The 19,984-nt window shown below is 61.6% G+C and carries 21 protein-coding genes and 1 pseudogene; 11 read left to right on the top strand and 11 right to left on the bottom strand.

Annotated features, from left to right (window positions below):
• Window positions 1–1,302, bottom strand: a pseudogene (locus tag PSEUDOMOFG3G_RS08380) (type IV secretion protein Rhs); the annotation flags it as partial.
• A gap of 368 nt (window positions 1,303–1,670) precedes the next feature.
• On the opposite strand from PSEUDOMOFG3G_RS08380, the gene PSEUDOMOFG3G_RS08375 reads away from it, so the two are divergent.
• A complete protein-coding gene (locus PSEUDOMOFG3G_RS08375) occupies window positions 1,671–2,345 on the top strand; it encodes a hypothetical protein (RefSeq protein ID WP_047228439.1) in 675 nt (224 codons plus the stop codon).
• A 104-nt stretch (window positions 2,346–2,449) separates the two neighbouring features.
• Here the strand turns inward: PSEUDOMOFG3G_RS08375 and mnmH are convergent, their stop codons facing one another.
• Both mnmH and selD read right to left on the bottom strand, forming a co-directional pair.
• Window positions 2,450–3,553 carry a tRNA 2-selenouridine(34) synthase MnmH gene (mnmH, locus tag PSEUDOMOFG3G_RS08370; RefSeq protein ID WP_139049623.1) on the bottom strand — a complete coding sequence of 368 codons (1,104 nt, stop codon included), beginning with the start codon at window positions 3,551–3,553 and terminating at the stop codon, window positions 2,450–2,452.
• Window positions 3,553–4,587 (bottom strand): selenide, water dikinase SelD, encoded by a 1,035-nt coding sequence (gene selD, locus PSEUDOMOFG3G_RS08365; protein ID WP_047228441.1) that lies wholly within the window; start codon window positions 4,585–4,587, stop codon window positions 3,553–3,555. Before selD ends, mnmH begins: the two co-directional genes overlap by 1 nt.
• Before the next feature lie 139 nt (window positions 4,588–4,726).
• Here selD and PSEUDOMOFG3G_RS08360 point away from each other — a divergent pair, with 139 nt between their 5' ends.
• Window positions 4,727–5,011, top strand: coding sequence for a hypothetical protein (locus tag PSEUDOMOFG3G_RS08360; protein ID WP_107322294.1), 285 nt, complete (start codon window positions 4,727–4,729; stop codon window positions 5,009–5,011).
• Window positions 5,012–5,016: 5 nt separating this feature from the next.
• Here PSEUDOMOFG3G_RS08360 and PSEUDOMOFG3G_RS08355 read toward each other — a convergent pair whose 3' ends face one another.
• Together PSEUDOMOFG3G_RS08355 and PSEUDOMOFG3G_RS08350 are read right to left on the bottom strand one after the other, a co-directional pair.
• Window positions 5,017–5,469 carry a DMT family transporter gene (locus PSEUDOMOFG3G_RS08355; protein ID WP_139049622.1) on the bottom strand — a complete coding sequence of 151 codons (453 nt, stop codon included), beginning with the start codon at window positions 5,467–5,469 and terminating at the stop codon, window positions 5,017–5,019.
• A 2-nt stretch (window positions 5,470–5,471) separates the two neighbouring features.
• Window positions 5,472–5,966 (bottom strand): DMT family transporter, encoded by a 495-nt coding sequence (locus tag PSEUDOMOFG3G_RS08350; RefSeq protein ID WP_139049621.1) that lies wholly within the window; start codon window positions 5,964–5,966, stop codon window positions 5,472–5,474.
• A 111-nt stretch (window positions 5,967–6,077) separates the two neighbouring features.
• Between PSEUDOMOFG3G_RS08350 and PSEUDOMOFG3G_RS08345 the strand changes: the two genes are divergently transcribed.
• From PSEUDOMOFG3G_RS08345 to PSEUDOMOFG3G_RS08335, 3 genes are all read left to right on the top strand, one after another.
• Window positions 6,078–7,010 (top strand): LysR family transcriptional regulator, encoded by a 933-nt coding sequence (locus PSEUDOMOFG3G_RS08345; RefSeq protein ID WP_047228445.1) that lies wholly within the window; start codon window positions 6,078–6,080, stop codon window positions 7,008–7,010.
• Between the two features lie 53 nt (window positions 7,011–7,063).
• Window positions 7,064–7,849 carry a hypothetical protein gene (locus tag PSEUDOMOFG3G_RS08340; protein ID WP_047228446.1) on the top strand — a complete coding sequence of 262 codons (786 nt, stop codon included), beginning with the start codon at window positions 7,064–7,066 and terminating at the stop codon, window positions 7,847–7,849.
• Between the two features lie 70 nt (window positions 7,850–7,919).
• Window positions 7,920–8,507, top strand: coding sequence for a hypothetical protein (locus tag PSEUDOMOFG3G_RS08335; protein WP_047228447.1), 588 nt, complete (start codon window positions 7,920–7,922; stop codon window positions 8,505–8,507).
• 214 nt (window positions 8,508–8,721) lie between these two features.
• Here PSEUDOMOFG3G_RS08335 and PSEUDOMOFG3G_RS08330 read toward each other — a convergent pair whose 3' ends face one another.
• The 4 genes from PSEUDOMOFG3G_RS08330 to PSEUDOMOFG3G_RS08315 form a co-directional block, all read right to left on the bottom strand.
• Complete coding sequence (locus PSEUDOMOFG3G_RS08330) at window positions 8,722–9,438, bottom strand: alpha/beta hydrolase (protein WP_139049620.1); 717 nt, start codon at window positions 9,436–9,438, stop codon at window positions 8,722–8,724.
• Between the two features lie 64 nt (window positions 9,439–9,502).
• Window positions 9,503–10,615: a M14 family metallopeptidase gene (locus tag PSEUDOMOFG3G_RS08325; RefSeq protein ID WP_139049619.1), complete on the bottom strand. Its 1,113-nt coding sequence runs from the start codon at window positions 10,613–10,615 to the stop codon at window positions 9,503–9,505.
• Window positions 10,616–10,719: 104 nt separating this feature from the next.
• Entirely contained in the window at window positions 10,720–11,499 is a 780-nt protein-coding gene (locus tag PSEUDOMOFG3G_RS08320; RefSeq protein ID WP_047228450.1) for an ABC transporter substrate-binding protein, read from the bottom strand.
• Window positions 11,500–11,686: 187 nt separating this feature from the next.
• Window positions 11,687–12,121, bottom strand: a complete 435-nt coding sequence (locus tag PSEUDOMOFG3G_RS08315; protein WP_139049618.1) for a rhodanese-like domain-containing protein — start codon at window positions 12,119–12,121, stop codon at window positions 11,687–11,689.
• 103 nt (window positions 12,122–12,224) lie between these two features.
• On the opposite strand from PSEUDOMOFG3G_RS08315, the gene ftrA reads away from it, so the two are divergent.
• Window positions 12,225–13,199, top strand: coding sequence for a transcriptional regulator FtrA (gene ftrA, locus PSEUDOMOFG3G_RS08310; protein WP_076383987.1), 975 nt, complete (start codon window positions 12,225–12,227; stop codon window positions 13,197–13,199).
• A gap of 63 nt (window positions 13,200–13,262) precedes the next feature.
• Here the strand turns inward: ftrA and cobF are convergent, their stop codons facing one another.
• Together cobF and PSEUDOMOFG3G_RS08300 are read right to left on the bottom strand one after the other, a co-directional pair.
• Window positions 13,263–14,018 carry a precorrin-6A synthase (deacetylating) gene (cobF, locus tag PSEUDOMOFG3G_RS08305; protein ID WP_139049617.1) on the bottom strand — a complete coding sequence of 252 codons (756 nt, stop codon included), beginning with the start codon at window positions 14,016–14,018 and terminating at the stop codon, window positions 13,263–13,265.
• Window positions 14,015–14,593 (bottom strand): histidine phosphatase family protein, encoded by a 579-nt coding sequence (locus PSEUDOMOFG3G_RS08300; protein WP_139049616.1) that lies wholly within the window; start codon window positions 14,591–14,593, stop codon window positions 14,015–14,017. Before PSEUDOMOFG3G_RS08300 ends, cobF begins: the two co-directional genes overlap by 4 nt.
• A gap of 299 nt (window positions 14,594–14,892) precedes the next feature.
• Between PSEUDOMOFG3G_RS08300 and PSEUDOMOFG3G_RS08295 the strand changes: the two genes are divergently transcribed.
• The 5 genes from PSEUDOMOFG3G_RS08295 to PSEUDOMOFG3G_RS08275 all read left to right on the top strand — a co-directional run bounded on the left by PSEUDOMOFG3G_RS08295 (window position 14,893) and on the right by PSEUDOMOFG3G_RS08275 (window position 19,903).
• The gene (locus PSEUDOMOFG3G_RS08295) at window positions 14,893–15,747 is read left to right on the top strand and encodes a MurR/RpiR family transcriptional regulator (protein ID WP_047228455.1); all 855 of its coding nucleotides are present in this window, start codon (window positions 14,893–14,895) and stop codon (window positions 15,745–15,747) included.
• A gap of 2 nt (window positions 15,748–15,749) precedes the next feature.
• Window positions 15,750–16,394 carry an isochorismatase family cysteine hydrolase gene (locus PSEUDOMOFG3G_RS08290; protein ID WP_076383986.1) on the top strand — a complete coding sequence of 215 codons (645 nt, stop codon included), beginning with the start codon at window positions 15,750–15,752 and terminating at the stop codon, window positions 16,392–16,394.
• Window positions 16,391–17,743 (top strand): glutamine synthetase family protein, encoded by a 1,353-nt coding sequence (locus PSEUDOMOFG3G_RS08285; protein WP_139049615.1) that lies wholly within the window; start codon window positions 16,391–16,393, stop codon window positions 17,741–17,743. The genes PSEUDOMOFG3G_RS08290 and PSEUDOMOFG3G_RS08285 overlap by 4 nt, the downstream gene beginning before the upstream one ends.
• A complete protein-coding gene (locus tag PSEUDOMOFG3G_RS08280) occupies window positions 17,727–18,479 on the top strand; it encodes an N-formylglutamate amidohydrolase (protein ID WP_047228458.1) in 753 nt (250 codons plus the stop codon). The genes PSEUDOMOFG3G_RS08285 and PSEUDOMOFG3G_RS08280 overlap by 17 nt, the downstream gene beginning before the upstream one ends.
• A 74-nt stretch (window positions 18,480–18,553) precedes the next feature.
• Window positions 18,554–19,903, top strand: coding sequence for an APC family permease (locus tag PSEUDOMOFG3G_RS08275; protein WP_139049614.1), 1,350 nt, complete (start codon window positions 18,554–18,556; stop codon window positions 19,901–19,903).
• The last annotated feature ends 81 nt before the right edge of the window (window positions 19,904–19,984 follow it).

Genomic DNA, 19,984 nt, shown 5'->3' with positions numbered 1-19,984 from the left:
ACTGTCACCGTTGGGGTTTTTCGATTGGCTGGGGGCGTCGTCGTGGGCTTCGAACTGGCTCAGGCGCGTAGAACCCTGGGATTTTTCCCGCGCCACGGCGGCCGGATTGCTCACGGACACTGGCGGCGAATTCTCAGGGGTAATGTGCAAAGGTCCGACAGGCGTCGGTTTTAAAGGCGCACGCTGACTGACCACCAACGGTTTGAGCACATCGGCATGTTGATTGAGCCGGTCGGGGGTGAGTTGGCCCAATCTCAGGCTCGATGCCAGCAACCACTCCCGAGCCCGCTCCGAGCGGACCCGGCCCAGCACCTTACCGCTCATGCGCAGACCCAGGCCCAGCCCCCCGGTCAAACGCATCAGCAGGAAGTTGATCAGCACCGAGGCGCGCATCTCACCCACGACTTCAGCGACGTGCTGGGGCGGCAACATCCGTAGCCAACTGGCGAAGGCCGCCATATGCACGAAGAGCAACGGCTCGTCGCTCAACACCATCAACCCTTTGGCGATTGCCTCGGAGGACGCCTTCAGTAGCTGCTCAAGCTCGGTTTGAGTCAGGTACTCCAACAACTTCTCGCTGTTAGCCTGCAGGTCCGCCAGCAGTTCGAAGACCTGTTTGACGTCGTCCCACAACTGATGCAGGGCGTTTGTGAACCCGCGCCAATCAGCTTGCTGCAATGCGCTGTAGCGCTCGAGAAATCCGCTGTCGGAAAACTCCAACCACAGCGGTTGAAATTCATCCCACTCCGCTTGCAACCAACCTTCCAGTTGAGCAATCACGTCACGGTAGGACGCGTACAGCGCCTTGACATGCTCGGCCGTCACATGGGGAAAAAAGGTGATGCGATAACGCTGGCCCCGCCAGCAGTCGGGGACTTCCAGAATGCCGCTGGGGCCGATCACGTGATGAACCGGTTCGCCGAAGATTTCCTTCCCCGGCTCGCCCCCGGTGACCGGTTCCAGCATCACCGGTGTGTCGCCAATCGGCACGAAGCGCGCCGCCTGGAACATGTGCACCAGCGTCAGCGGCCCCTCCGCCGGACAAGCAACCACCGTGGCGCTGACAGGTTGATCAAGGTCCTTCGGGGCCGCCAGGGACACTTCGTTGCCGACCTTGAATACCTGCTCGATATCCAGCGCCCAGCCGGCCCAGAAACTTTCAGCCCAGGCGTCGTAGTCGTTCAGGCAAGTGCGGAAGTCCGCCAGCACCGCTTCGATGTCCGGCTGCTCGGGGTCCATGGCCGCAATCACCAGCGAGCCGATGACGTTGTTCAAAGCCAGGAGTTTGTCGGGGGCAAACATGCGGAAATCTCGCGGTGCGGGGACGGACGCGAGACTTTGCCGAGGACGGCAGGGAAAATAAGTCAGAGGAGGAGACGGCAGGTGTAAGGCGATTCTTTAAATACGAAACCCAAATGAACGCGTCACGAAACTCGCACGCTCCATTCTTAAATTCGCAACATCCTGTCGCTAACATTCGCCCTACCTCCTGGCAGGAGGCCTTACAGTGCACGGAATCGGTCGGTATCGAACCAAAGGGCGCCAGAAGACTCTGAGCAATGCCCCGAGAAATCGAAGCGGCGTCACGACAAGGAAAACACCGGAAGCCAAAAACTTCCTGGTGCCCGGGTTTGTCAGCCTGATTTGCGAGAGCCGAAGAATATTATTCAATGATGAACCCACTGAATTTCGCCAAACGCTTCAAGCGCCGACCGTGGCTGATGTTGCCTACGCTGCTTGTCGCTTGTGGCCTGGCGCTGTTGCTGGAGTCGAGCGTCAGTCGCGCCCAACCGGCCGACGGTATCCAGACCTTGGTGTTCCTGCGCCACGCCGAGAAACCCGCCGGCGGCCTGGGCCAGCTCAATTGCCAGGGGCTGAATCGCGCCATCGACCTGGCCACCCTGCTACCGGAGAAATTCGGCAAGGCCGACTATGTGTTCGCGGCCAACCCTACCCGCAACGTCGAAGAGGGCGAGCTGGACAATTCCTACAGCTACATCCGCCCACTGATGACCATAAGCCCCAGTGCCATCAAGCTCGGGCTGCCGGTGAACATCGAGTATTCAGCCAATGACACCAGTGACCTGGCTGACGAACTGCTGCACGACAAGTACCACAACTCGACCATCTACACCGCTTGGTCGCACGGCTACCTGCCGGAGCTGATCAACCAGGTCGCCAGCGACGCGATGGGCAAGAAGCAGACGATTACCGATGATTGGGAATCGGGGGATTTCGATTCGCTGTACGTGCTGACCCTGACCTGGCACAACGGCAAGGCCAGTCTCACCAGCCAGAACTACAAGCAAGGCCTGGACAACGGGCAGGAAACTTGTCCGACATAGGCTGCGGACATTACTTTCGACAATACCTCCTCAATCACCGCCACTGGTCCCCACCGTTATCGCGAGCAGGCTCGCTCCCACAGGGGACTGGCGGTGGGCAGCGATCACCCTTTGCGGGCCGCTCGCTCACGCAGATACTCCAGCACCGCCACCTGCTCACCGGCGAATTCGATCCGCCCGCCCTTCTTCTCGCGCTGGAACACGTACATCGGGTCGTAATACTCACGCAACAGGCCTTCGATCCAGCCGCGATGCAAGTCGACGGCGCCGCTGGTCGCCTGCTCGGCCAGGGCCGCTTCCATGATTTGGAGCAAACGTCGATGGCGGTCGCCACCCAGGCGCTTATGGATGTTATTGAGACTTGCCAGCAATCGTTCGCAAAACAGCGAGAACCCTTCATCGCCATGGACTGCGACAAATTCGCCGCACAGGTTGATGACGTAATCGCCCAGGATCCGCTCGACCCGCCGCTCCAGGCTGTCCTCAAGCCAGACCATCGGAACCTGTTGCATGCGCTGGTACAAAGACAGTGGCAAGGCGCAACTGCCGACCATGCGGCTTTCATCTTCCAGCACGAACTGTTCGATACCAGCGGCACGTTTTTTCAGCACATCCACGGCCAGCAGGTTCTCGAAATCGATATTGGAAGGCTGCCCGGTGGCGCGCTTGCCGAAGCTCGAACCGCGATGGTTGGCGTAACCTTCCAGATCCAGGCTGTTGCCCAGTTGAGTCAGCACTTCTGTCTTGCCGGTGCCGGTCATGCCGCCCAGCAACACCAGGTCGCATTGGGCAACCGCCTGCTCGACGGTGTCGAGCAGGAATGTACGCATGGCCTTGTAGCCGCCGCCGACCCTGGGATAGTCAATGCCCGCCTCGTCCTTGAGCCATTGCTGGACGATCTGTGAGCGCAAGCCTCCCCTGAAGCAATACAGCACACCGTCAGGATGGGCCGTTGCGAACTCGGCCCAGGCCTGGATGCGTTGCGCCTTGGTGTCGCCGGACACCAATTGATGCCCCAGGACAATGGCCGCCTGCTGGCCCTGCTGCTTGTAGCACGTGCCGACCCGTTGCCGTTCGATGTCGGTCATCAACGGCAGATTGACCACGCCGGGGAATGCGCCCTTGAGAAATTCGACGGGGGCACGGGTGTCCATCATCGGTCGGTCATTGAGAAAAATGTCGCGGTAATCGGTGATGTCATGGGTCATCAAGACACCTCGACCGCGTAGGTCTGTCGCTCGACCAGTTCACCGATCGGCTCCAGTGCAAACCCCAGTTCAGCGGCGACCGCCAGAAACGCTTCGTTGCCCTCGGGCGTGACGGCGATCAGCAGTCCGCCGCTGGTCTGCGGGTCGCACAGCACTCGCTTGTGCAGTTCCTGCACGCGCCCGACCTTGCTGGCGTAGCTGTCGTAGTTGCGCAACGTACCGCCCGGCACGCAGCCTTGGTCAAGGTAATACTCGACGCCCGGCAGACGCGGCACCGCGTCGTAGCGGATACGCGCCGTCAACTGGCTGCCATCGGCCATTTCCACCAAATGCCCGAGCAGGCCGAAACCGGTGACATCGGTCATCGCCGCCACGCCGTCGAGCTTGCCGAAGCGGCTGCCCGGCTTGTTGAGGGTGCACATCCAGTCGCGGGCCAGGCCAACATCGGCGGCGCGCAGCTTGCCTTTCTTTTCCGCGGTGGTGAGGATGCCGATGCCCAAGGGCTTGGTCAGGTACAGGCGGCAACCGGCGGTGGCGGTGTCGTTGCGCTTCATATGACGCTTTTGCACCAGGCCTGTGACCGCCAGGCCGAAAATCGGCTCGGGCGCATCGATCGAATGGCCGCCCGCCAGGGGAATGCCTGCTTCGTCACATACCGAACGACCGCCGCGAATCACTTCGCGAGCGATTTCCGGGGCCAGTACATTGACCGGCCAGCCGAGAATCGCAATCGCCATCAACGGATCACCGCCCATGGCGTAGATGTCGCTGATGGCATTGGTGGCGGCGATGCGACCGAAATCAAAAGGATCGTCGACAATCGGCATGAAGAAATCGGTGGTAGAGACCACCCCGCGCTCTTCGTCGATGGCATAAACCGCGGCGTCGTCCCGGGAGGCATTGCCAACCCACAACTTGGGGTCAAGGTTCTGCGCACCGCTGCCGGCCAGGATCACTTCCAGCACCTGTGGCGAAATCTTGCAGCCGCAACCGGCGCCGTGGCTGTACTGGGTCAGGCGAATCGGCTCGCTCATGGGCATACCTCTCGTAAGTCAAGGTGGGCGATTCTAGCAGCAACGCCGCCGGTTCAGTGCCGGCGCGAACCCATTGAATTTTCCCCCACCAGAGGAATCACTAGAAGACCAGCCGAGCATTCATCCCAGGAGACCGCCGATGTCCCTCGCCCCTGCTGCCGACGACAGCACCGACCTCAAGTATGGCCTCGACACGCTGTTTGGTCGCCAGACCCAAAGCATCGATTGCCGCTACGATGTCCAACGCTTGGATGACGGTGAACCGGTGTGGTTCGCCCTGCACGTTCAGCCACCGCTGCCGGATGATCTGGAAAAAGCCCAGATCGTGGTCTTCAGCACCGAAGGCCGGCACATTGGCGGTATTGTCCGGCTTGCCAAGCGTCTGGACGATGGCAGCCTGCGACTGGAAGTCGAGCCCGACTGAGGTTCTCAGGCCTGCCGTGCACTGCTGCGATACATGAATACCAGCGCCAGTGCCAGGCAGGCCATTGCCAGGACCCGACTCCCGGACAACTCAATAGCGGGGTTGCCCAACCAGCCGAAATTGTCGATCAGCATGCCCATGGCCAACTGCCCGAGGATCACCGCCACGGTCGCCACGGCGGTGCCGACCCTTGGCACCGCGCCGACCATGACCATCATGTACACCACACCAAACAAGGCACCGCCAAGTTGCCATTTCGGCACGTCCAGCAGGCTGACGGCGTGAGCGGGTTCAAAAAACACGATCAGTAACCCGGTGACCACCGTGCCCACCACGAATGTCAGCAAACTGCTGCGCAGCACACCGACCGTCTGGCCCAGACGACCGTTGATGGCCGCCTGCACGCTCAACACCGCACCGGCAACAACGACCAGCAGCAATAGCAAAAACAGATTCATATTCAACCTCGGGCAATCAGGACAAGGGCTATGACGATCAGCGCCAAGGCGAGCCAGCGCTCGCCGTTGACCCGCTTGCGGGTTGCACCGAACCAGCCGAAATGGTCGATCAGCACGCTTTTGCCCACTTGCCCGGAAAGGATTGCGACCATGGTCATGGCAATGCCGATGTGGGGCGTGGCAAGCGTCAGCACCACCACGTAGATCGGCCCCAGGAAACCACCGATCAATTGCCAGCGCGGCAACTCATTCAAGGCGGGGCCTTGTTGCGGACCACTGAGCAGCAACAGCAGAAACAGAATCGCCGAACCGACGCCGAATATGCTCAGGGTTGCCCAGAGATGCCCCACTTGAACCCCCAGCGGCCCCAGTAGACCGGCCTCTACCGACAGGCCCATGCCGGCCAGGATCACCAGGGGCAGCAACAGCCAGCGCAAAAGCGCTCGTGGTTTGGAGGCAGCCGCCGGGGCGGCGGCGTTGAGTGAAGACGCTTGCATGATCAGAACCTCTGAGAAGAACAATGAGCGGGATTATCGGCTGGCGCAGCTGTGCGATAAATGGGAGCATCCCGACAACACTTTTGCGCAACTCGCACAGCGGAGTAGTCCATGCACGGTCTCAATGAACTCGGCTTCAAGGCCCTGCGATTGTTTGTCGCCGTGCTCGACCACGGCAGCTTCTCGGAGGTGGCGCGGCGCGAAGGCCTGGCGCCGTCGTCGATTTCCCGGCAGATCCAGTTGATGGAACAGGCCCTCAACCAGCAGTTGTTGTATCGACACACCCGCGCTGTTTCGCCCACTGAAGCCGGCCGCCTGCTGGGTCATCATGCACGCCTGTTGCTGGTGCAACTCGAAGAAGCCGAACAGGCGCTGCAGGAACAACACAGTGAGCCGGCTGGACTGGTGCGGATCAATGCCCCGGTGGTGTTCGGCCAGCGCCATCTGACGCCGTGGCTGGGGTCATTGTGTGAGCGCTACCCGAAGCTGCAACTGGACATCCAGCAAACCGACAGCTACGTCGACCCGCTGCAGGAAGGCGCGGACCTGCTGTTTCGCATCGGCCCGCTGCACGATTCAGGCATGCAAGCGCGAATCCTCGCCCCGCACCGCTTTCAGATCGCCGCCAGCCCCGCGTACCTGGCGCGTTGCGGCACACCGCTCAAACCCCAGGACCTGGCGAACCATCAGTGTCTGGCCTACAAGGGCGTGGCCGGCCAGCAACGCTGGTTTTTCCGCCGTCCGGGTCAGGCCTGGACGCCCTACAGCGTCAAAGGGCCGATCACCGGCAACCATGCCGACACCCTCACCCAGGCGGCCGAACAAGGCCTGGGGCTGGTGATGTTTCCGTCGTGGCTGATCGGCGAAGCCGTGCGCAACGGCACCCTGGTGCCGGTATTGCGCGACTACGAAGCCTCCAACAGCCTTGAGCCCCAGCAGATCGCCATTCTCTGGCCGGGCAGCCGACGTCTGTCGGTGAAAGTGCGTACCGTGATCGACTTTTTCCTGCAGTGTTTTGGCGAAGTACCTTACTGGGATCGCTGAAACTGCGAGGTCGGTGCTAACGTGTCGACCCGTCGCCTGACAAGGATAACCCCGTGCTGCTCCTCAAATTATTGGTGATTCCCGCTTTCCTGCTGCTGATTTCCCTGGCGGGCCGGCGTTGGGGACCGAGCGTGGCCGGTTGGCTGTCGGGGTTGCCGGTGGTGGTGGGTCCGATTCTGTTGTTCCTGGCCCTGGAACAGGGCGAGGCGTTTGCCGCTCAGTCGGCGACAGCGGCGCTGTCGGCCATGTTTGCAATGATTGCATTCTGTGTGGTGTACGCCCGGGTCGCCCAGCATCGTGACTGGCCTTGGGCGCTGGGTATCGCGTTGGGTGTCTGGGCGCTGGTGGCGATGGTGCTGTCCTGGTTGCCGGCCTCGCTGCCGCTGTCGAGCGTGATCGCCATTGTGGCATTGCTGGCCGCGCCTTATCTGTTCCCGACGGTTCGACCGGTGATGAGCGGCCCGGCTCCCAAATCCGACAAGCTGCTGCTACGCATGGTCGCCGGCGCGCTGTTGACCCTGGCGGTGACGCTGCTGGCCAGCACCGTGGGTGAACGCTGGAGCGGGCTACTGGCGGTGTTCCCGGTGCTGGGCAGCGTCATGGCAGTGTTCTCCCAGCAAACCCGGGGCGCGGCCTTCACCGCCGCGTTGCTGCGGGCCACGGCCACTGGCATGTATTGCTTCACCGCGTTCTGCCTGACCCTGGCCCTCACCCTGCCGCTGCTCGGCATGCCGGCCTTTGTCGTGAGTGTCGCGGTGTCGGTGGTCATGCTGCTGGTGACCCGCCGCCTGCTGGTGCGCGCCTCTGCCCCACGGGCCAATGATGTGGCGCACTCGTGACCGGCGCTGGAGCCGGTTGGACGCCCATGGGATGATCGCGCTCAAGCACACCCCTCTGTGGAGCGTTTCAATGTCATTGGTAAGTAAACAAGTCGCCGCCCTGGTGCTGACGGCCATCGCCAGTCTGGTGGTGGTGCCTGCCTATGCCGCCCAGCCCAAAACCAGCGGCGCAGCACCGGCACAAAAGGTTTCCCTGCTGGGAAGCAAGTTCAACTTCACCCTGCCCAAGGGCTTCACTGCCACACCGCTTCCGGCCGGCGATGCCGCTCAGGGCACGGCGGGGGCGAAGGGGACGATGTACAGCAATGCCACCAGCAAAACCGTGGTGATCACGGCTGAAAACACCATCATCGATGGCTCGAATGTGAAAGACGACGACAGCACATTCCTCGATGCCACCATGGCCGACTTCGCCGTCCAGAAAATCAAGGCCCTGCCGGATGCCAAGATCCTGAGCGAGAAAAGCCTGACCCAAAAAGGCACCGGCCTGGGTCTGCGCCAGCTCGATACCAAGGCGACCCAAGGCGGTGGGCCGACCCTCGATACCACGTTGCTGGGCGCTTCCGGCACGCGCATGGCAGTGGTACAGATCATTTCCCGGGCCAGCGACAAGGCCGGGCATGAGGCGCTGGTGAAGCAGATCGTCGCTGGTCAGTGACTTGATGGACCGGGTGGTTTTCATCGCGAGCAGGCTCGCTCCCACAAAGATTCTGGGGCGACATGAATCTTGATATCCAATCTGCTATTCATCGCGAGCAATCTTTGCCCCCACAGGACTGGAAGCAACCCCGTTTCTGGGAGCGACTCGGGAAAAAGGTGGGAGCGAGCCGGCGCGCGATGACGGCGGCACACTCAACCCCTCTGTCACTGAATCAGGGATTAAGCCGCTCCAGCCAGGCGCGCAGATCCCGCACCTGCATGGCACTGACGCTGTGGCCAACGCCCGGATAGGCATGGAATTCGGGCTCCAGGGCCAGGGTCTTGAGGAAGCTGTCCGCCTCGGTGCCGTCATGGTATGGGATCACCGAGTCCGCCGTACCATGACCGATAAATACCGCCAGCGTCCGGCGCGAATCGTCGGGTGTCAGTTCGGCCCGCAGTACCGACAGCACCCGCCCGCCCAGCGCGGCAATGCCACCGACGGCCTCGGGATGGCGCAGGGCGACCTCGTAACTCATCATCGCGCCCTGGCTGAAACCGACCAGGTATACGTTGCTCGCATCGGTCGGGTACTTGACCCGGGCCTTCTCGATGAAATCCAACAGCATCTGGCCGCTGGCCTTCAGGTCCGCGGTATCCCCGTCATAGGCGCCCTCGCCCTTCTTGGCAAACCATTGATACTGGCCCCGTTCCACGGTCTTGGGCGCTCGTACCGATAGGTAGTTGTAGTCACTGGGCAACTCATCCTTGAGGTCGAACAGGTCTTGCTCGCTGCCGCCGGAGCCATGCAGGAAGATCACCAGCGGCCGGTTTCTGGCCTGCTCATCGGCGTGGGCCAGGTAATTGAGGGGCAAATCGGTGTGCAGCGCAGGCTGAGCCTGCAAACCGCAAGACACTACCAACAGCAACAGGGCGAGCGCTTTGAACATCAGTCTTCCTCCATCATTCGATAGCCGCACGGCAACGCGCGTGCGCTGAGGTAGACAGCAGTTATCAGTCGTTGATCAATTTCCCCGCACGAATCGGCGCTCGCCCGGCCACTTTCGCCTGCCAGATTCCAGGCTGGGTATAGCGCCCACGGTCCAGCGCAAACAACACCCCGCTGGTGCCGGCCCGAACAGTGGTGACCCGATCGTTCAACGGATCGACCACTTCGAACAACGGTTCGCCCTGCTCCACCCACTCACCGGCCTCGCGCAGGAAGCTCACCACCCCATGATGCGGCGCGAACAGGTACTCAGTGCCTTCGAACGGAAAACCTTCACAACAGTGCGCTGGCGCGGGCGGCCAGTCACCACCGATGAAACCCTGCTCGGCCAGGAACCCGAGAATGGCTTCGCAATTGGCCTGGGCCTGATCCACCCGGGTGTCGCCCATGCTGCCCAGTTCCAGCGTGGTCGCCAGGTTGGCCGGCGGGATCGCGGCCTCGGGGAAGGTCTTGGCCAGACGCAACCAGGGCGAGGAACAGGACTCGTCGAACGAACTGCCGCCAGAGTCTTCGCACAGCAACGCCACGCCCGCCTTCAACCGCGCGGCCAGGGAGCGCCACTGCGGCCAGTGTTGCGGCAAGGCGTACAAGTGAATCGCCGCCTCGAAGTCGCAATGCAGGTCCAGGGTGACATCGGCGTCGCAGGCATGGCGCAGCAGCAGGCGATGCAGGGCCTCGAGTTGTGAGGGCGGCGCCGGCAAATCGTCCAGCACCTGAACCATGGTCTGGCGGATCAGCGTGATATTGGCAGCCGGGTCGTCGCCCAAGCGATCACCGATGCGTTGGGCCACCGGCGCGCTGAGTTCCACGAAAGACCGATTGAAGTTCTTGCCGCTGCCCAGTTCGAAACGCCCCAGGTGCGCGCTCTGCAGATGCTGGTCCAGGCCGATGGGGTTGGCCACGGGCACCAGTTCAATCACGCCGTTGAGCAAGCCTTGGGTCTCAAGCTCGTTGAGTCGTTGTTTCAGCTCCCATGCCGTGCGCATGCCGGGCAATTCATCGGCGTGCAGGCTGGCCTGGATATACGCCTTGCGTGGACCGTGGCCGTAACGAAACACACTGAGCCGGCGCTCGGTGCCCAGGTGGCTCCATGGCAGGGTATGGTCGATGCATTGCATGTGGAACTCCCAATAACGGTATTTCGACGGGCGCCGGGGTAAAACACTCGCCCATGAAAAAGGTGGCCGACCGAGTCAACGGCGGGCCACCTTGGTTTCAGCGATTAATGCCCGTAGACATCAAAAGCGAAGTACTTGTCCTGCACTTTCTTGTACGTGCCGTTGGCGCGGATTTGCGTGATGGCGTCGTTGAATTTCTCGGCCAGGGCCTTATCCCCCTTGCGCACCGCAATGCCGGCGCCGCCACCGAAGTATTTGGCATCTTCATAGGTCGGGCCCACGAAGGCAAAACCTTTGCCGGCGTCCGTTTTCAGGAAGCCGTCGTCGAGGTTGACCGAGTCGGCGAGCATGGCGTCGAGACGACCGGCGACCATGTCCAGGTTGGCTTCTTGCTGGGAGCTGTAACGCACCAGATTGATACCGGCGGGCACCAGCACCTCGGTGGCGAAACGGTCGTGGGTACTGGCACGCAGCACACCGACTTTCTTGCCCTTGAGTTCGGTCAGCGGGTCCTTGACGTCGCTGCCTTCCTTCATCACGAAACGCGCCGGGGTGTGGTAGTACTTGATGGTGAAGTCGACGTTTTTCTTACGATCATCGGTGATGGTCATGGACGACAGGATCGCGTCGATTTTCTTCACTTTCAGCGCTGGGATCAGGCCGTCAAATTCCTGCTCGACCCAAGTGCACTTGACCTTCATCTGCTCGCACAGCGCGTCGCCGATATCAACATCGAAACCCGTCAGCTTGCCGTCGGGGGTTTTCATCGAGAACGGCGGGTAACCGGCTTCGATTCCGAGGCGGATCGGCTTGGCGTCTTCGGCCACGGCCGACAAGGACAACACGGACAGTGCCAGGGCACCAAACATTGCTAGCTTGTTCATTTTTGCTCCTGAGTGCGCAGGGTTTTTATTAGCGGGTTATCGGCAGATTCTTAGGCAGCGTTCGGTCATTAAAAACCGAAGTGGCCGGCAGTCTAGAGGGGCACTCAGGAGGCGAATTGTGTTGAGGCGACAAATATTTATAGAAACAACCAGGCCACAGGGATTGCACCCTGCTGGCTGGAAAGGATCAGCAGTCGCAGCCGACAGCCTGGTCCGCTGCGCATTCCACTGCGCCAGTCAGACGGAAGCCTTCGTCCAGCCAGCCCATGACACCGCCAATCATTTCCTTGACCGGATAACCCATGGTCGCCAGACGCACTGCCGCTTTGTTCGCGCCATTGCAATGCGGGCCCGCGCAATAGACCACAAACAGCGCGGTCTTGGGATAAGCCGCCAGCGCCTGGGCGGTCAGCGAGCGGGTTGGCAGGTTGATCGCCCCGGGCACATGCCCGCGCTCGAAAGCCAGTGGCCCGCGCACGTCCACCAGCACGAAATCGACTTCTCCAGCCTGTTGGCTGGCGTGAACGTCGGAGCAATCGGTTTCGAACGTCAGACGCCGGCTGAAATGTTGCAGGGCTAGGTCGGACGGGGCAGCAGGCACTTGGCGAACCAGGCTGGTCATGAGTGTGTACTCCACAGACAAATGAGGGGGTGAGCAGACTTTATCCGGCCGATGCTTACCGCTACAGTGGCGCACAAGACACTCTGTGGGAATTTTCCGCCATATGCAGCCCAATCCCGGTCTGGTCGCCATCCTCGCCTACGACGGCCTGTGCACCTTCGAATTCGGCATCGCCATCGAGATATTCGGCCTTGCCCGACCTGAGTTCGATTTCCCTTGGTACAAACATCGGATCGTTGCCGTCGATGACGGCCCGATGCGGGCCATGGGCGGCTTCCAGATCCTGGCCGATGGCGGCATGGAATTATTGCAAACGGCGCAAACCATCGTGGTGCCCGGCTGGCACAGTCGCGACGAACCACCGCCGCCGGCGCTGCTTGAGGCATTGCGCTGCGCCCATGCCCGGGGCGCGCGCCTGCTGTCGATCTGCTCCGGGGCATTCGTGCTGGCCGCCGCCGGCTTGCTCGATGGACTGGGCGCTACCACTCACTGGCGCTACACCGATGAACTGGCCAAAAGTTTTCCCGCCATCCTGGTAGACCCGGATGTGCTGTACGTGGATTCGGGGCAAGTCATTACTTCGGCCGGCAGCGCCGCGGGCATTGATGCCTGCCTGCACCTGGTAGCGCGGGATTTCGGTACCCAGGTTGCCAACGCCGTGGCGCGGCGACTGGTGATGTCACCACAACGCACGGGCGGCCAGGCGCAGTTCATTCCTTCACCGGTCAGCCGCACGCCACGCAGCGATTTGTCCGGCGTCATGCACTGGGCCCGCGAACGCCTGCACGAACCGCTCGGTGTGCGCGAACTGGCCAGCCAGGCGGCCATGAGCGAGCGAACCTTCCTGCGGCACTTCACCCAGGCCTGCGGCCTGTCGCCCAAGGCCTGGCTGCAACATGAGCGCCTGGCCCGGGCTCGCGAGTTGCTGGAAAGCACCGAAGACAACACCGACAACATCGCCCAGCTGTGCGGCTACCGCTCGGTGGAAAGCTTTCGCGTGGCATTTCGCAGTGTGGTGGGGTTGGCGCCGTCGGTGTACCGGGAGCGGTTTGGACGTGGGGCGAAGGCGGTCAGTTGACGTGGAAACTGTCGAACATTGGGGTCTGACGTATCAAGGTCTGACGTATCAAGGGTTGAGTTATCAAGGTTTGCGCAACAAATAAGTATCCATGATCCATCCGTTAGCCTGCCGTGCGGCCTTGCGGGTGCGTTCGATGCTTTCAGCTACCTCCTCCAGCCGACCGGCGATCAGGATCTGATCCGGTGTGCCTACATAGGCTCCCCAGTAGATGTGCGTGTCCGGATCGGATACCTGGCGATACGCATCTTCAGCATCAAGCATCACCACCACGCTTGCCGAGTCACCGACCTGCCCTGCCGCCAGCCGGCGGCCCGTGGTGATCTCCAGCGAACCGCCAATGCTGTTCAATGGCACCTTATGTTGCGCCGCGAGAGCCTGGACGCTGGTAATGCCCGCAATCACCTCGAATTCGAAGGCGCAGCGACCCGCGTCGAGAATCGACTGCAAGATACGCACGGTGCTGTCGTACAACGACGGATCGCCCCAGACCAGGAAACCGCCGCACTGCCCGTCAGACAACTGCTCATCGATCAACCGCTCGAAGGTGGCCTGCTTCGCCCGGTTCAGATCTTCGACACTGGCGGCGTAGTCCACGTCGCCGCGTTGTCGTTCGGGGCTGTAGGCTTCGACGAAACGGTAGGTACGATCAACGATGTAGCGTTGGCAGATTTCCCGCCGCAGATCCACTAACGTCTGCTTGGCAGGCCCCTTGTCCATGAGAAAGAACACATCCACCCGATTCAAGGCTTTCACCGCCTGGATCGTCAGGTAATCCGGATCGCCGGCACCGATACCGATGACTGACAGTTTTTTCATTCGAGTGACTCCTGGCCGGGACCCTCGGTGCGCAACCGCCACACCCCGTTGAAACGCAACTCGACAGTCGACAGCGGTTCGATGTCGAGACGGTTGAAGGCCGCTGCCGGACAGCCCAATACGGTCACCACGGCCGCGCGGATCACAAACGGATGGGTGACGGCCAACACATGCCCCGGCCGGCCTTCCAGGCTGGCCAGCCAGTCGCTGACACGAAGGCACAAGCGGGTGACGGATTCGCCGCCATGGGGAGCGGCATCGGGATCGTCGAGCCAGGCTTGCAGAGGTTGCGGCTCGACCTTGAGCAACTGGTCGATGGACAAGCCACGCCAGCGACCAAGATCGCAATCGGCCAGGTCAGCGACCACCTGGGCGTCGTCGCCGAACAGGGCGGCAGTCTGCCGGGTGCGCAACTCCGGCCCGCAGAGCAACTGCCGGACATTTCGGTAGCCGTGGCCCGACTCCGGGCGTTTGCCCAGCCAGTCGGCATCCAGCGGTTCATCCAGGCCAAAACGCGCCTGCTTCTGGGCGACGGTGCGGGCATGGCAGATCAGGGTCAGGCGAGTGGCTTGCACGCACGGTACTCAGACAGTCGAACGGGTTTCATGGAGGTGATACTCAAGCTTTTTCTTGTACAGCACCTTATATGAAATCAAATAACTGAGACAAAAAGGCGTTATGTCTTACACCGACAGAGGTATCAACTGACATATCGGATCTATGCGATCAAGTCCCCGTCCTACAAGGCTTTCGCACTACTTTCGTGCATTTTAAACAGAACGTAAAAACCACTGGACATGTAGTACCCGCTACATAAATACTATTTTCAGGAGTTATGAAAGAAATCCAACACCCATCCAGGCAAGGAGCACGGATGCCGCCTCTTCGAGACCTGATTACCGATCCGGGCTTGGTTTTGACGCCGTCGGAACGCAAGGTCGTACGGGCCCTGCTTGATCATTACCCGCGCAACGGCCTCGGGCCGATGTCACGCCTGGCCGATCATGCCGGGGTCAGCGACCCGACTATCGTGCGGCTGGTGAAAAAACTCGGATTTGGCGGTTATGCCGAATTCCAGGATGCGCTGCTCAGTGACATGGACCATCGCCTGCGCTCCCCTCGCACCCTGCTGCAACCGCGGGCCAAATTGCAGCAAGGCGACACCTGGAGCCAGTACCTGGCAACCAGCCAGCGCATCCTCACCGACACCCAGGCCCTGACTCAACCCGAAGACGTGCGTATTCTCGTGCAATGGCTGCTCGACAGCCGGCATCAGGTGCATTGTTTTGGCGGGCGCTTCAGCAGCTTCCTTGCCCAATACCTGCTCAACCACTTGCGCTTGCTGCGTGCGGGTTGTTTTGCCCTGGAAGACAACGCCCAGTTACCCGACCGATTGTTCGACGTGCAGCGCCAGGATGTGGTGCTGATCTTCGATTATCGTCGCTACCAGGCCCAGGCCCAACGCGTGGCCAGCGCGGCCAAGGAGCGCCACGCGCGGGTCGTACTGTTCAGCGACGTCTACACCTCACCGCTACGGGAACTGGCCGACCTGATCATCAGCGCTCCGGTGGAATCGATCTCGGCCTTCGACAGTCTGGTGCCGGCGCTGGCCCAGGTCGAAGCGCTTATCGCCTGCCTGACCTTGCAATGCCCTGATCTGGCCGAGCGCCTGGAAGGTATCGACACCTTGCGCACGGCGTTCAACACGCACCTGCTGGAGGAAAAATAAGGATGTTCTCGCTCCCTCACCACTCCCCTCGGGATTTGCCATTCACCTGCGACCATACCGCCTTGCTGCTGGTGGACATGCAACGCGCCTGGCTGGAACCGCAATTCGATGCCCACCTGGCCACGCCCGAGGCCGACTATTTCATCCGCCGCGCCCGCCAACAGGTGATCCCCAATCAGCAGCGCCTGCTCGAAGCGGTGCGGGCGGCGCAGCAAAACGTGTTGCACACCCACATCCAGAGCCTGACTGCCGATGGTCGCGATCGCTCGCTGGACCACAAGCTGTCGGACATGCATTTGCCCAAAGACAGCCCGCAAGCCCAGATCATCGCCGAGCTGGCGCCGCGGGAAAACGAGATCGTGCTGCCCAAGACGTCTTCGGGGGTCTTCAACTCCACCAACATCGACTACGTGCTGCGCAATCTGCAGACCCGTCATCTGATCATCGCCGGCATCGTCACCGACCAGTGTGTCGACATGGCCGTGCGTGACGCCGCCGACCGCGGCTACCTGGTCACGCTGGTGGAAGATGCCTGCGCCACTTACAGCGAACAACGTCATCTGGCCTGCCTGAACGCGATCAAAGGTTATTGCTGGATCACCGATACCGACACCGTGCTCGGTCGGTTGCAGGAGATGCAGCCGTGAGCCGTCTCGATGCCGCAACGCCGCTGGCCCCGCTGCCCGTGTCCACGCTGGTCTGCACCGACCTGATCGGCGTGACCCGCGGCCGCTCGTTCCCCAGTGATGAACTGCCCCACTACGTCGACGCCGGTTGTGGCTGGGTGCCGGCCAACAGTGCGCTGACGCCCCAGGACATCATTGCATCGGCCAACCCTTGGGGGGCCTATGGCGACCTGCGACTGATCCCGGACCTGGCCAGCAGGGTCACTGTCGACAATGGCCCGGATACCCTGGCACCTGCCCTGGATTTCATTCATTGCGATGTGCGGGAAACCGATGGTCGGCCCTGGGCCGCTTGCCCTCGCACCTTGCTGCATGACGAAGTGCAACGTTATCGCGCCGAGCTGGGCTTGCAGGTGTTCGCCGCGTTCGAGCATGAATTCAGCGTCGATACCCCTCAACCCCAACCGGATCGCCTGGCCTTCAGCCTCCAGGCCCAGCGCCAGCAGGCCGGGTTCGCCGGATGGTTGCTCAGCGCATTGCGGGCAGGCGGCGTGGAACCGGAAATGTTCCTGCCGGAATACGGCAAGCATCAGTATGAAATCACCTGCCGCCCGACCCTGGGCGTGGCCGCCGCCGACCGTGCGGTGAACGTGCGGGAAATCACCCGAGAGATCGCCCGGCAGATGGGCCTGGATGTGAGTTTCGCCCCCAAGACTTCGGAACATGCCGTGTGCAACGGCGTGCATTTGCATATGAGTCTGCAAGACCTGGACGGCGTCCCCGTGCTGCATGATGCTGGCGGCGCCAACGGGCTGTCGGACCTGGGCCAGCACTGGGCCGCCGGGGTGCTGCACTATCTGCCCGCCCTGTGCGCGATCACCGCGCCGACACCGGTGTCCTATGAACGCCTGCAACCCCATCACTGGAGCGCGTCCTACGCCTGCCTGGGGCAACGTAACCGCGAAGCGGCGCTGCGCATCTGCCCGACGGTGAGCGTGAGCGGCAAACCGGTGGCGACCCAGTACAACCTGGAATTTCGCGCCATGGATGCCACCGCTTCGCCGCACCTGGCGCTGGCGGCGCTGTTGATCGCCGGGCGACTGGGCATCGAGCAACGGCTGGCGCTCACGGCGGTCACCGATGAAATACCCGATGAATTGAACGAAGAACACCGTCGTGCCCGTGGCATTATCGCCCTGCCGACGACCCTGGCCCAGGCGCTGGATTGCCTGCGCCACAGCGGGGCGCTGTTCGAAGCCCTGCCCGGCCCGCTGGTCGAAACCTATTTCGCCTTGAAGGCCCAGGAGCTGGCCTTGACCCAGGCGCTGTCACCTGCCGAGCTGTGTGAGCACTATGCGCGAATCTATTGAATGTGCTGAATCGGGCCTTTATACCGGGCCGGCTTATCGCCTGATCCGGGAAGACGCCGAACACCCGTTGATCCTGGTGTGTGAACACGCCGACCGCTTTATCCCCGCCGCGTTGAACGACCTTGGCCTGGATGAGACGGCGGCCCAGGAGCACATTGCCTGGGATATAGGTGCCCTGGCGCTGGCCGAACAACTGTCCGAAACCCTTGGAGCGACCTTGCTCGCGGCCAACTATTCACGGCTGCTGATCGACCTGAACCGTCCCCTTCACGTCGCCGACAGCATCCCGCACCAGAGCGAGATCTACCAGATTCCGGGCAACCAGTCCCTGGATGAGGCCACCCGTGAATATCGCCAGCGGTGCCTGTTCCATCCCTTCCATGATCGACTGCGAGCGTTGATCGACCAGCGCCTGGCCGACAACCGGACGGTGCGGGTGGTGGGCATCCACAGTTTTACGCCGGTGTTCTACGGCCAACCGCGCGCCCTGGAAGCGGGCGTGCTGTTCGGCGAGGCCAAGGACTATGCCCAGCGCATCGTCGACGGGCTAAGCCGGCACTCGCTGCGGGTAGCCGGCAACCAGCCGTACAAGATCAACCCTTCGACCGATATGACGGTTCCGGTACATGGCGATGGACGCGGCCTGGATTCGGTGTTGATCGAAGTGCGCAACGACCTGCTACGCAGCCCGACAGCGGTGCAGGCCTGGAGCGCTTACCTGGCGCCATTGTTGTAGGAAAGCAGCGGCAAGGTTTGAGCGGCAAGCGTCAAGCAAGAGCACACCCACACAGCTGAGAAGGAGAACGGCTTATGAGTATCGAGGCATTTGGCTATAAACAGGAATTGAAGCGCAGCCTGTCGCTGACGGACCTGGTGGTGTACGGGATGATTTTCATGATCCCCATCGCACCGTTCGGCGTGTATGGCTACGTTAACGCCGAGGCGCCGGGGATGGTGCCGTTGGCGTATATCATCGGCATGGTGGCGATGCTCTTCACGGCCTTGAGCTACGGCAGCATGGCCAAAGCTTTTCCGGTGGCCGGCTCCGTCTATTCCTACGCGCAACGGGGCCTTAACCCACACGTGGGCTTCATCGCCGGTTGGCTGATGCTGCTGGACTACCTGCTGATCCCGCCCCTGCTCTATGTCTACGCCGCCATGGCGCTGAACCATCTGTACCCGGACGTTCCCAAGGTCGGTTTCATTCTGGCATTCCTGGTCAGCGCGACCTTCGTCAACCTGCGGGGCATCACCTTCACCGCACGGATGAATATCATTTTCCTGCTGGCGCAACTGATGGTGCTGGCCATTTTCCTGTTCTACGCCTGGAATGCCTTGCAAGGGGGCGCCGGTAACGGCCAACTGACCCTGGCGCCGCTGTACAGCCCGGAACGTTTTGATTTCGCGCTGTTGATGCAGGCCGTGTCTATCGCCGTGTTGTCGTTCCTGGGCTTCGATGCCATTTCCACCCTGGCCGAAGAAATCAAGAATGATCCGGGGCGCAGCGTGGGCAAGGCGGCGTTGATCACACTGCTGGTGATGGGGGTGATTTTCGTCGTGCAGACCTGGATTGCCACCGACCTGGCGGCCGGCATGGGCTTCAAGTCCGCCGATACCGCGTTTTATGAAATCGCCGAATTGGCGGCCGGCAGTTGGCTGGCCACTTTGACCGCCGTCGCCACGGCGCTGGCCTGGGGCGTGGCTGTGGCGATTACCTCGCAAGCAGCAGTGTCGCGCCTGTTGTTCGGCATGGCCCGGGACGGCAAGCTCCCCAAGGTGCTGGCCAAGGTCCATCCGAAACACAACACCCCATACTTGAGCATCTATCTGGTAGCAGTGCTGTCGCTGTTGATCTGCTACCTGTTCATCAATGCCGTGGACACCCTGACTTCCCTGGTCAATTTCGGCGCCTTGAGCGGCTTCATGTTGTTGCATATCACCGTGATCAACCATCACTGGAGCCGCCAGCGGTCCGGCCAAGTGATTCGCCACCTGATCTGCCCTTTGATCGGCTTCGCCATCGTCGCGGCCATCATGTACAACATGGGCGTGGATGCGCAGAAGCTCGGCTTGATATGGATTGCCGCAGGCCTGGTCTATCTGGCCGTGCTCAATAAGTTCGGCACCGATACTGCCCTGCCTGACCCTGCGGGACAGTGAGGATCGGCGGTCGAAGGGGTTCGACCAGCCGTCGTCACAATGCGTGGACATCGACAGTGATCGTCAAGCCCGGTGCATGTC

The organism is Pseudomonas sp. FG-3G (assembly GCF_901007645.1).
GTDB lineage: Bacteria > Pseudomonadota > Gammaproteobacteria > Pseudomonadales > Pseudomonadaceae > Aquipseudomonas > Aquipseudomonas rhizophila.
Note: the sequence above shows the minus strand (reverse complement) of the source record. Positions and strands in the feature narration are given on the sequence as shown.

Coding starts and splice junctions, on each gene's coding strand:
- PSEUDOMOFG3G_RS08320 (WP_047228450.1), bottom strand. CDS start 11,499: ATGAACAAGCTAGCAATGTTTGGTGCCCTGGCACTGTCCGTGTTGTCC.
- mnmH (WP_139049623.1), bottom strand. CDS start 3,553: ATGACCCATGACATCACCGATTACCGCGACATTTTTCTCAATGACCGA.
- PSEUDOMOFG3G_RS08345 (WP_047228445.1), top strand. CDS start 6,078: ATGCACGGTCTCAATGAACTCGGCTTCAAGGCCCTGCGATTGTTTGTC.
- PSEUDOMOFG3G_RS08325 (WP_139049619.1), bottom strand. CDS start 10,615: ATGCAATGCATCGACCATACCCTGCCATGGAGCCACCTGGGCACCGAG.
- PSEUDOMOFG3G_RS08275 (WP_139049614.1), top strand. CDS start 18,554: ATGAGTATCGAGGCATTTGGCTATAAACAGGAATTGAAGCGCAGCCTG.
- selD (WP_047228441.1), bottom strand. CDS start 4,587: ATGAGCGAGCCGATTCGCCTGACCCAGTACAGCCACGGCGCCGGTTGC.
- PSEUDOMOFG3G_RS08335 (WP_047228447.1), top strand. CDS start 7,920: ATGTCATTGGTAAGTAAACAAGTCGCCGCCCTGGTGCTGACGGCCATC.
- PSEUDOMOFG3G_RS08295 (WP_047228455.1), top strand. CDS start 14,893: ATGCCGCCTCTTCGAGACCTGATTACCGATCCGGGCTTGGTTTTGACG.
- ftrA (WP_076383987.1), top strand. CDS start 12,225: ATGCAGCCCAATCCCGGTCTGGTCGCCATCCTCGCCTACGACGGCCTG.
- PSEUDOMOFG3G_RS08355 (WP_139049622.1), bottom strand. CDS start 5,469: ATGAATCTGTTTTTGCTATTGCTGCTGGTCGTTGTTGCCGGTGCGGTG.
- cobF (WP_139049617.1), bottom strand. CDS start 14,018: ATGAAAAAACTGTCAGTCATCGGTATCGGTGCCGGCGATCCGGATTAC.
- PSEUDOMOFG3G_RS08360 (WP_107322294.1), top strand. CDS start 4,727: ATGTCCCTCGCCCCTGCTGCCGACGACAGCACCGACCTCAAGTATGGC.
- PSEUDOMOFG3G_RS08375 (WP_047228439.1), top strand. CDS start 1,671: ATGATGAACCCACTGAATTTCGCCAAACGCTTCAAGCGCCGACCGTGG.
- PSEUDOMOFG3G_RS08280 (WP_047228458.1), top strand. CDS start 17,727: ATGCGCGAATCTATTGAATGTGCTGAATCGGGCCTTTATACCGGGCCG.
- PSEUDOMOFG3G_RS08290 (WP_076383986.1), top strand. CDS start 15,750: ATGTTCTCGCTCCCTCACCACTCCCCTCGGGATTTGCCATTCACCTGC.
- PSEUDOMOFG3G_RS08315 (WP_139049618.1), bottom strand. CDS start 12,121: ATGACCAGCCTGGTTCGCCAAGTGCCTGCTGCCCCGTCCGACCTAGCC.
- PSEUDOMOFG3G_RS08350 (WP_139049621.1), bottom strand. CDS start 5,966: ATGCAAGCGTCTTCACTCAACGCCGCCGCCCCGGCGGCTGCCTCCAAA.
- PSEUDOMOFG3G_RS08330 (WP_139049620.1), bottom strand. CDS start 9,438: ATGTTCAAAGCGCTCGCCCTGTTGCTGTTGGTAGTGTCTTGCGGTTTG.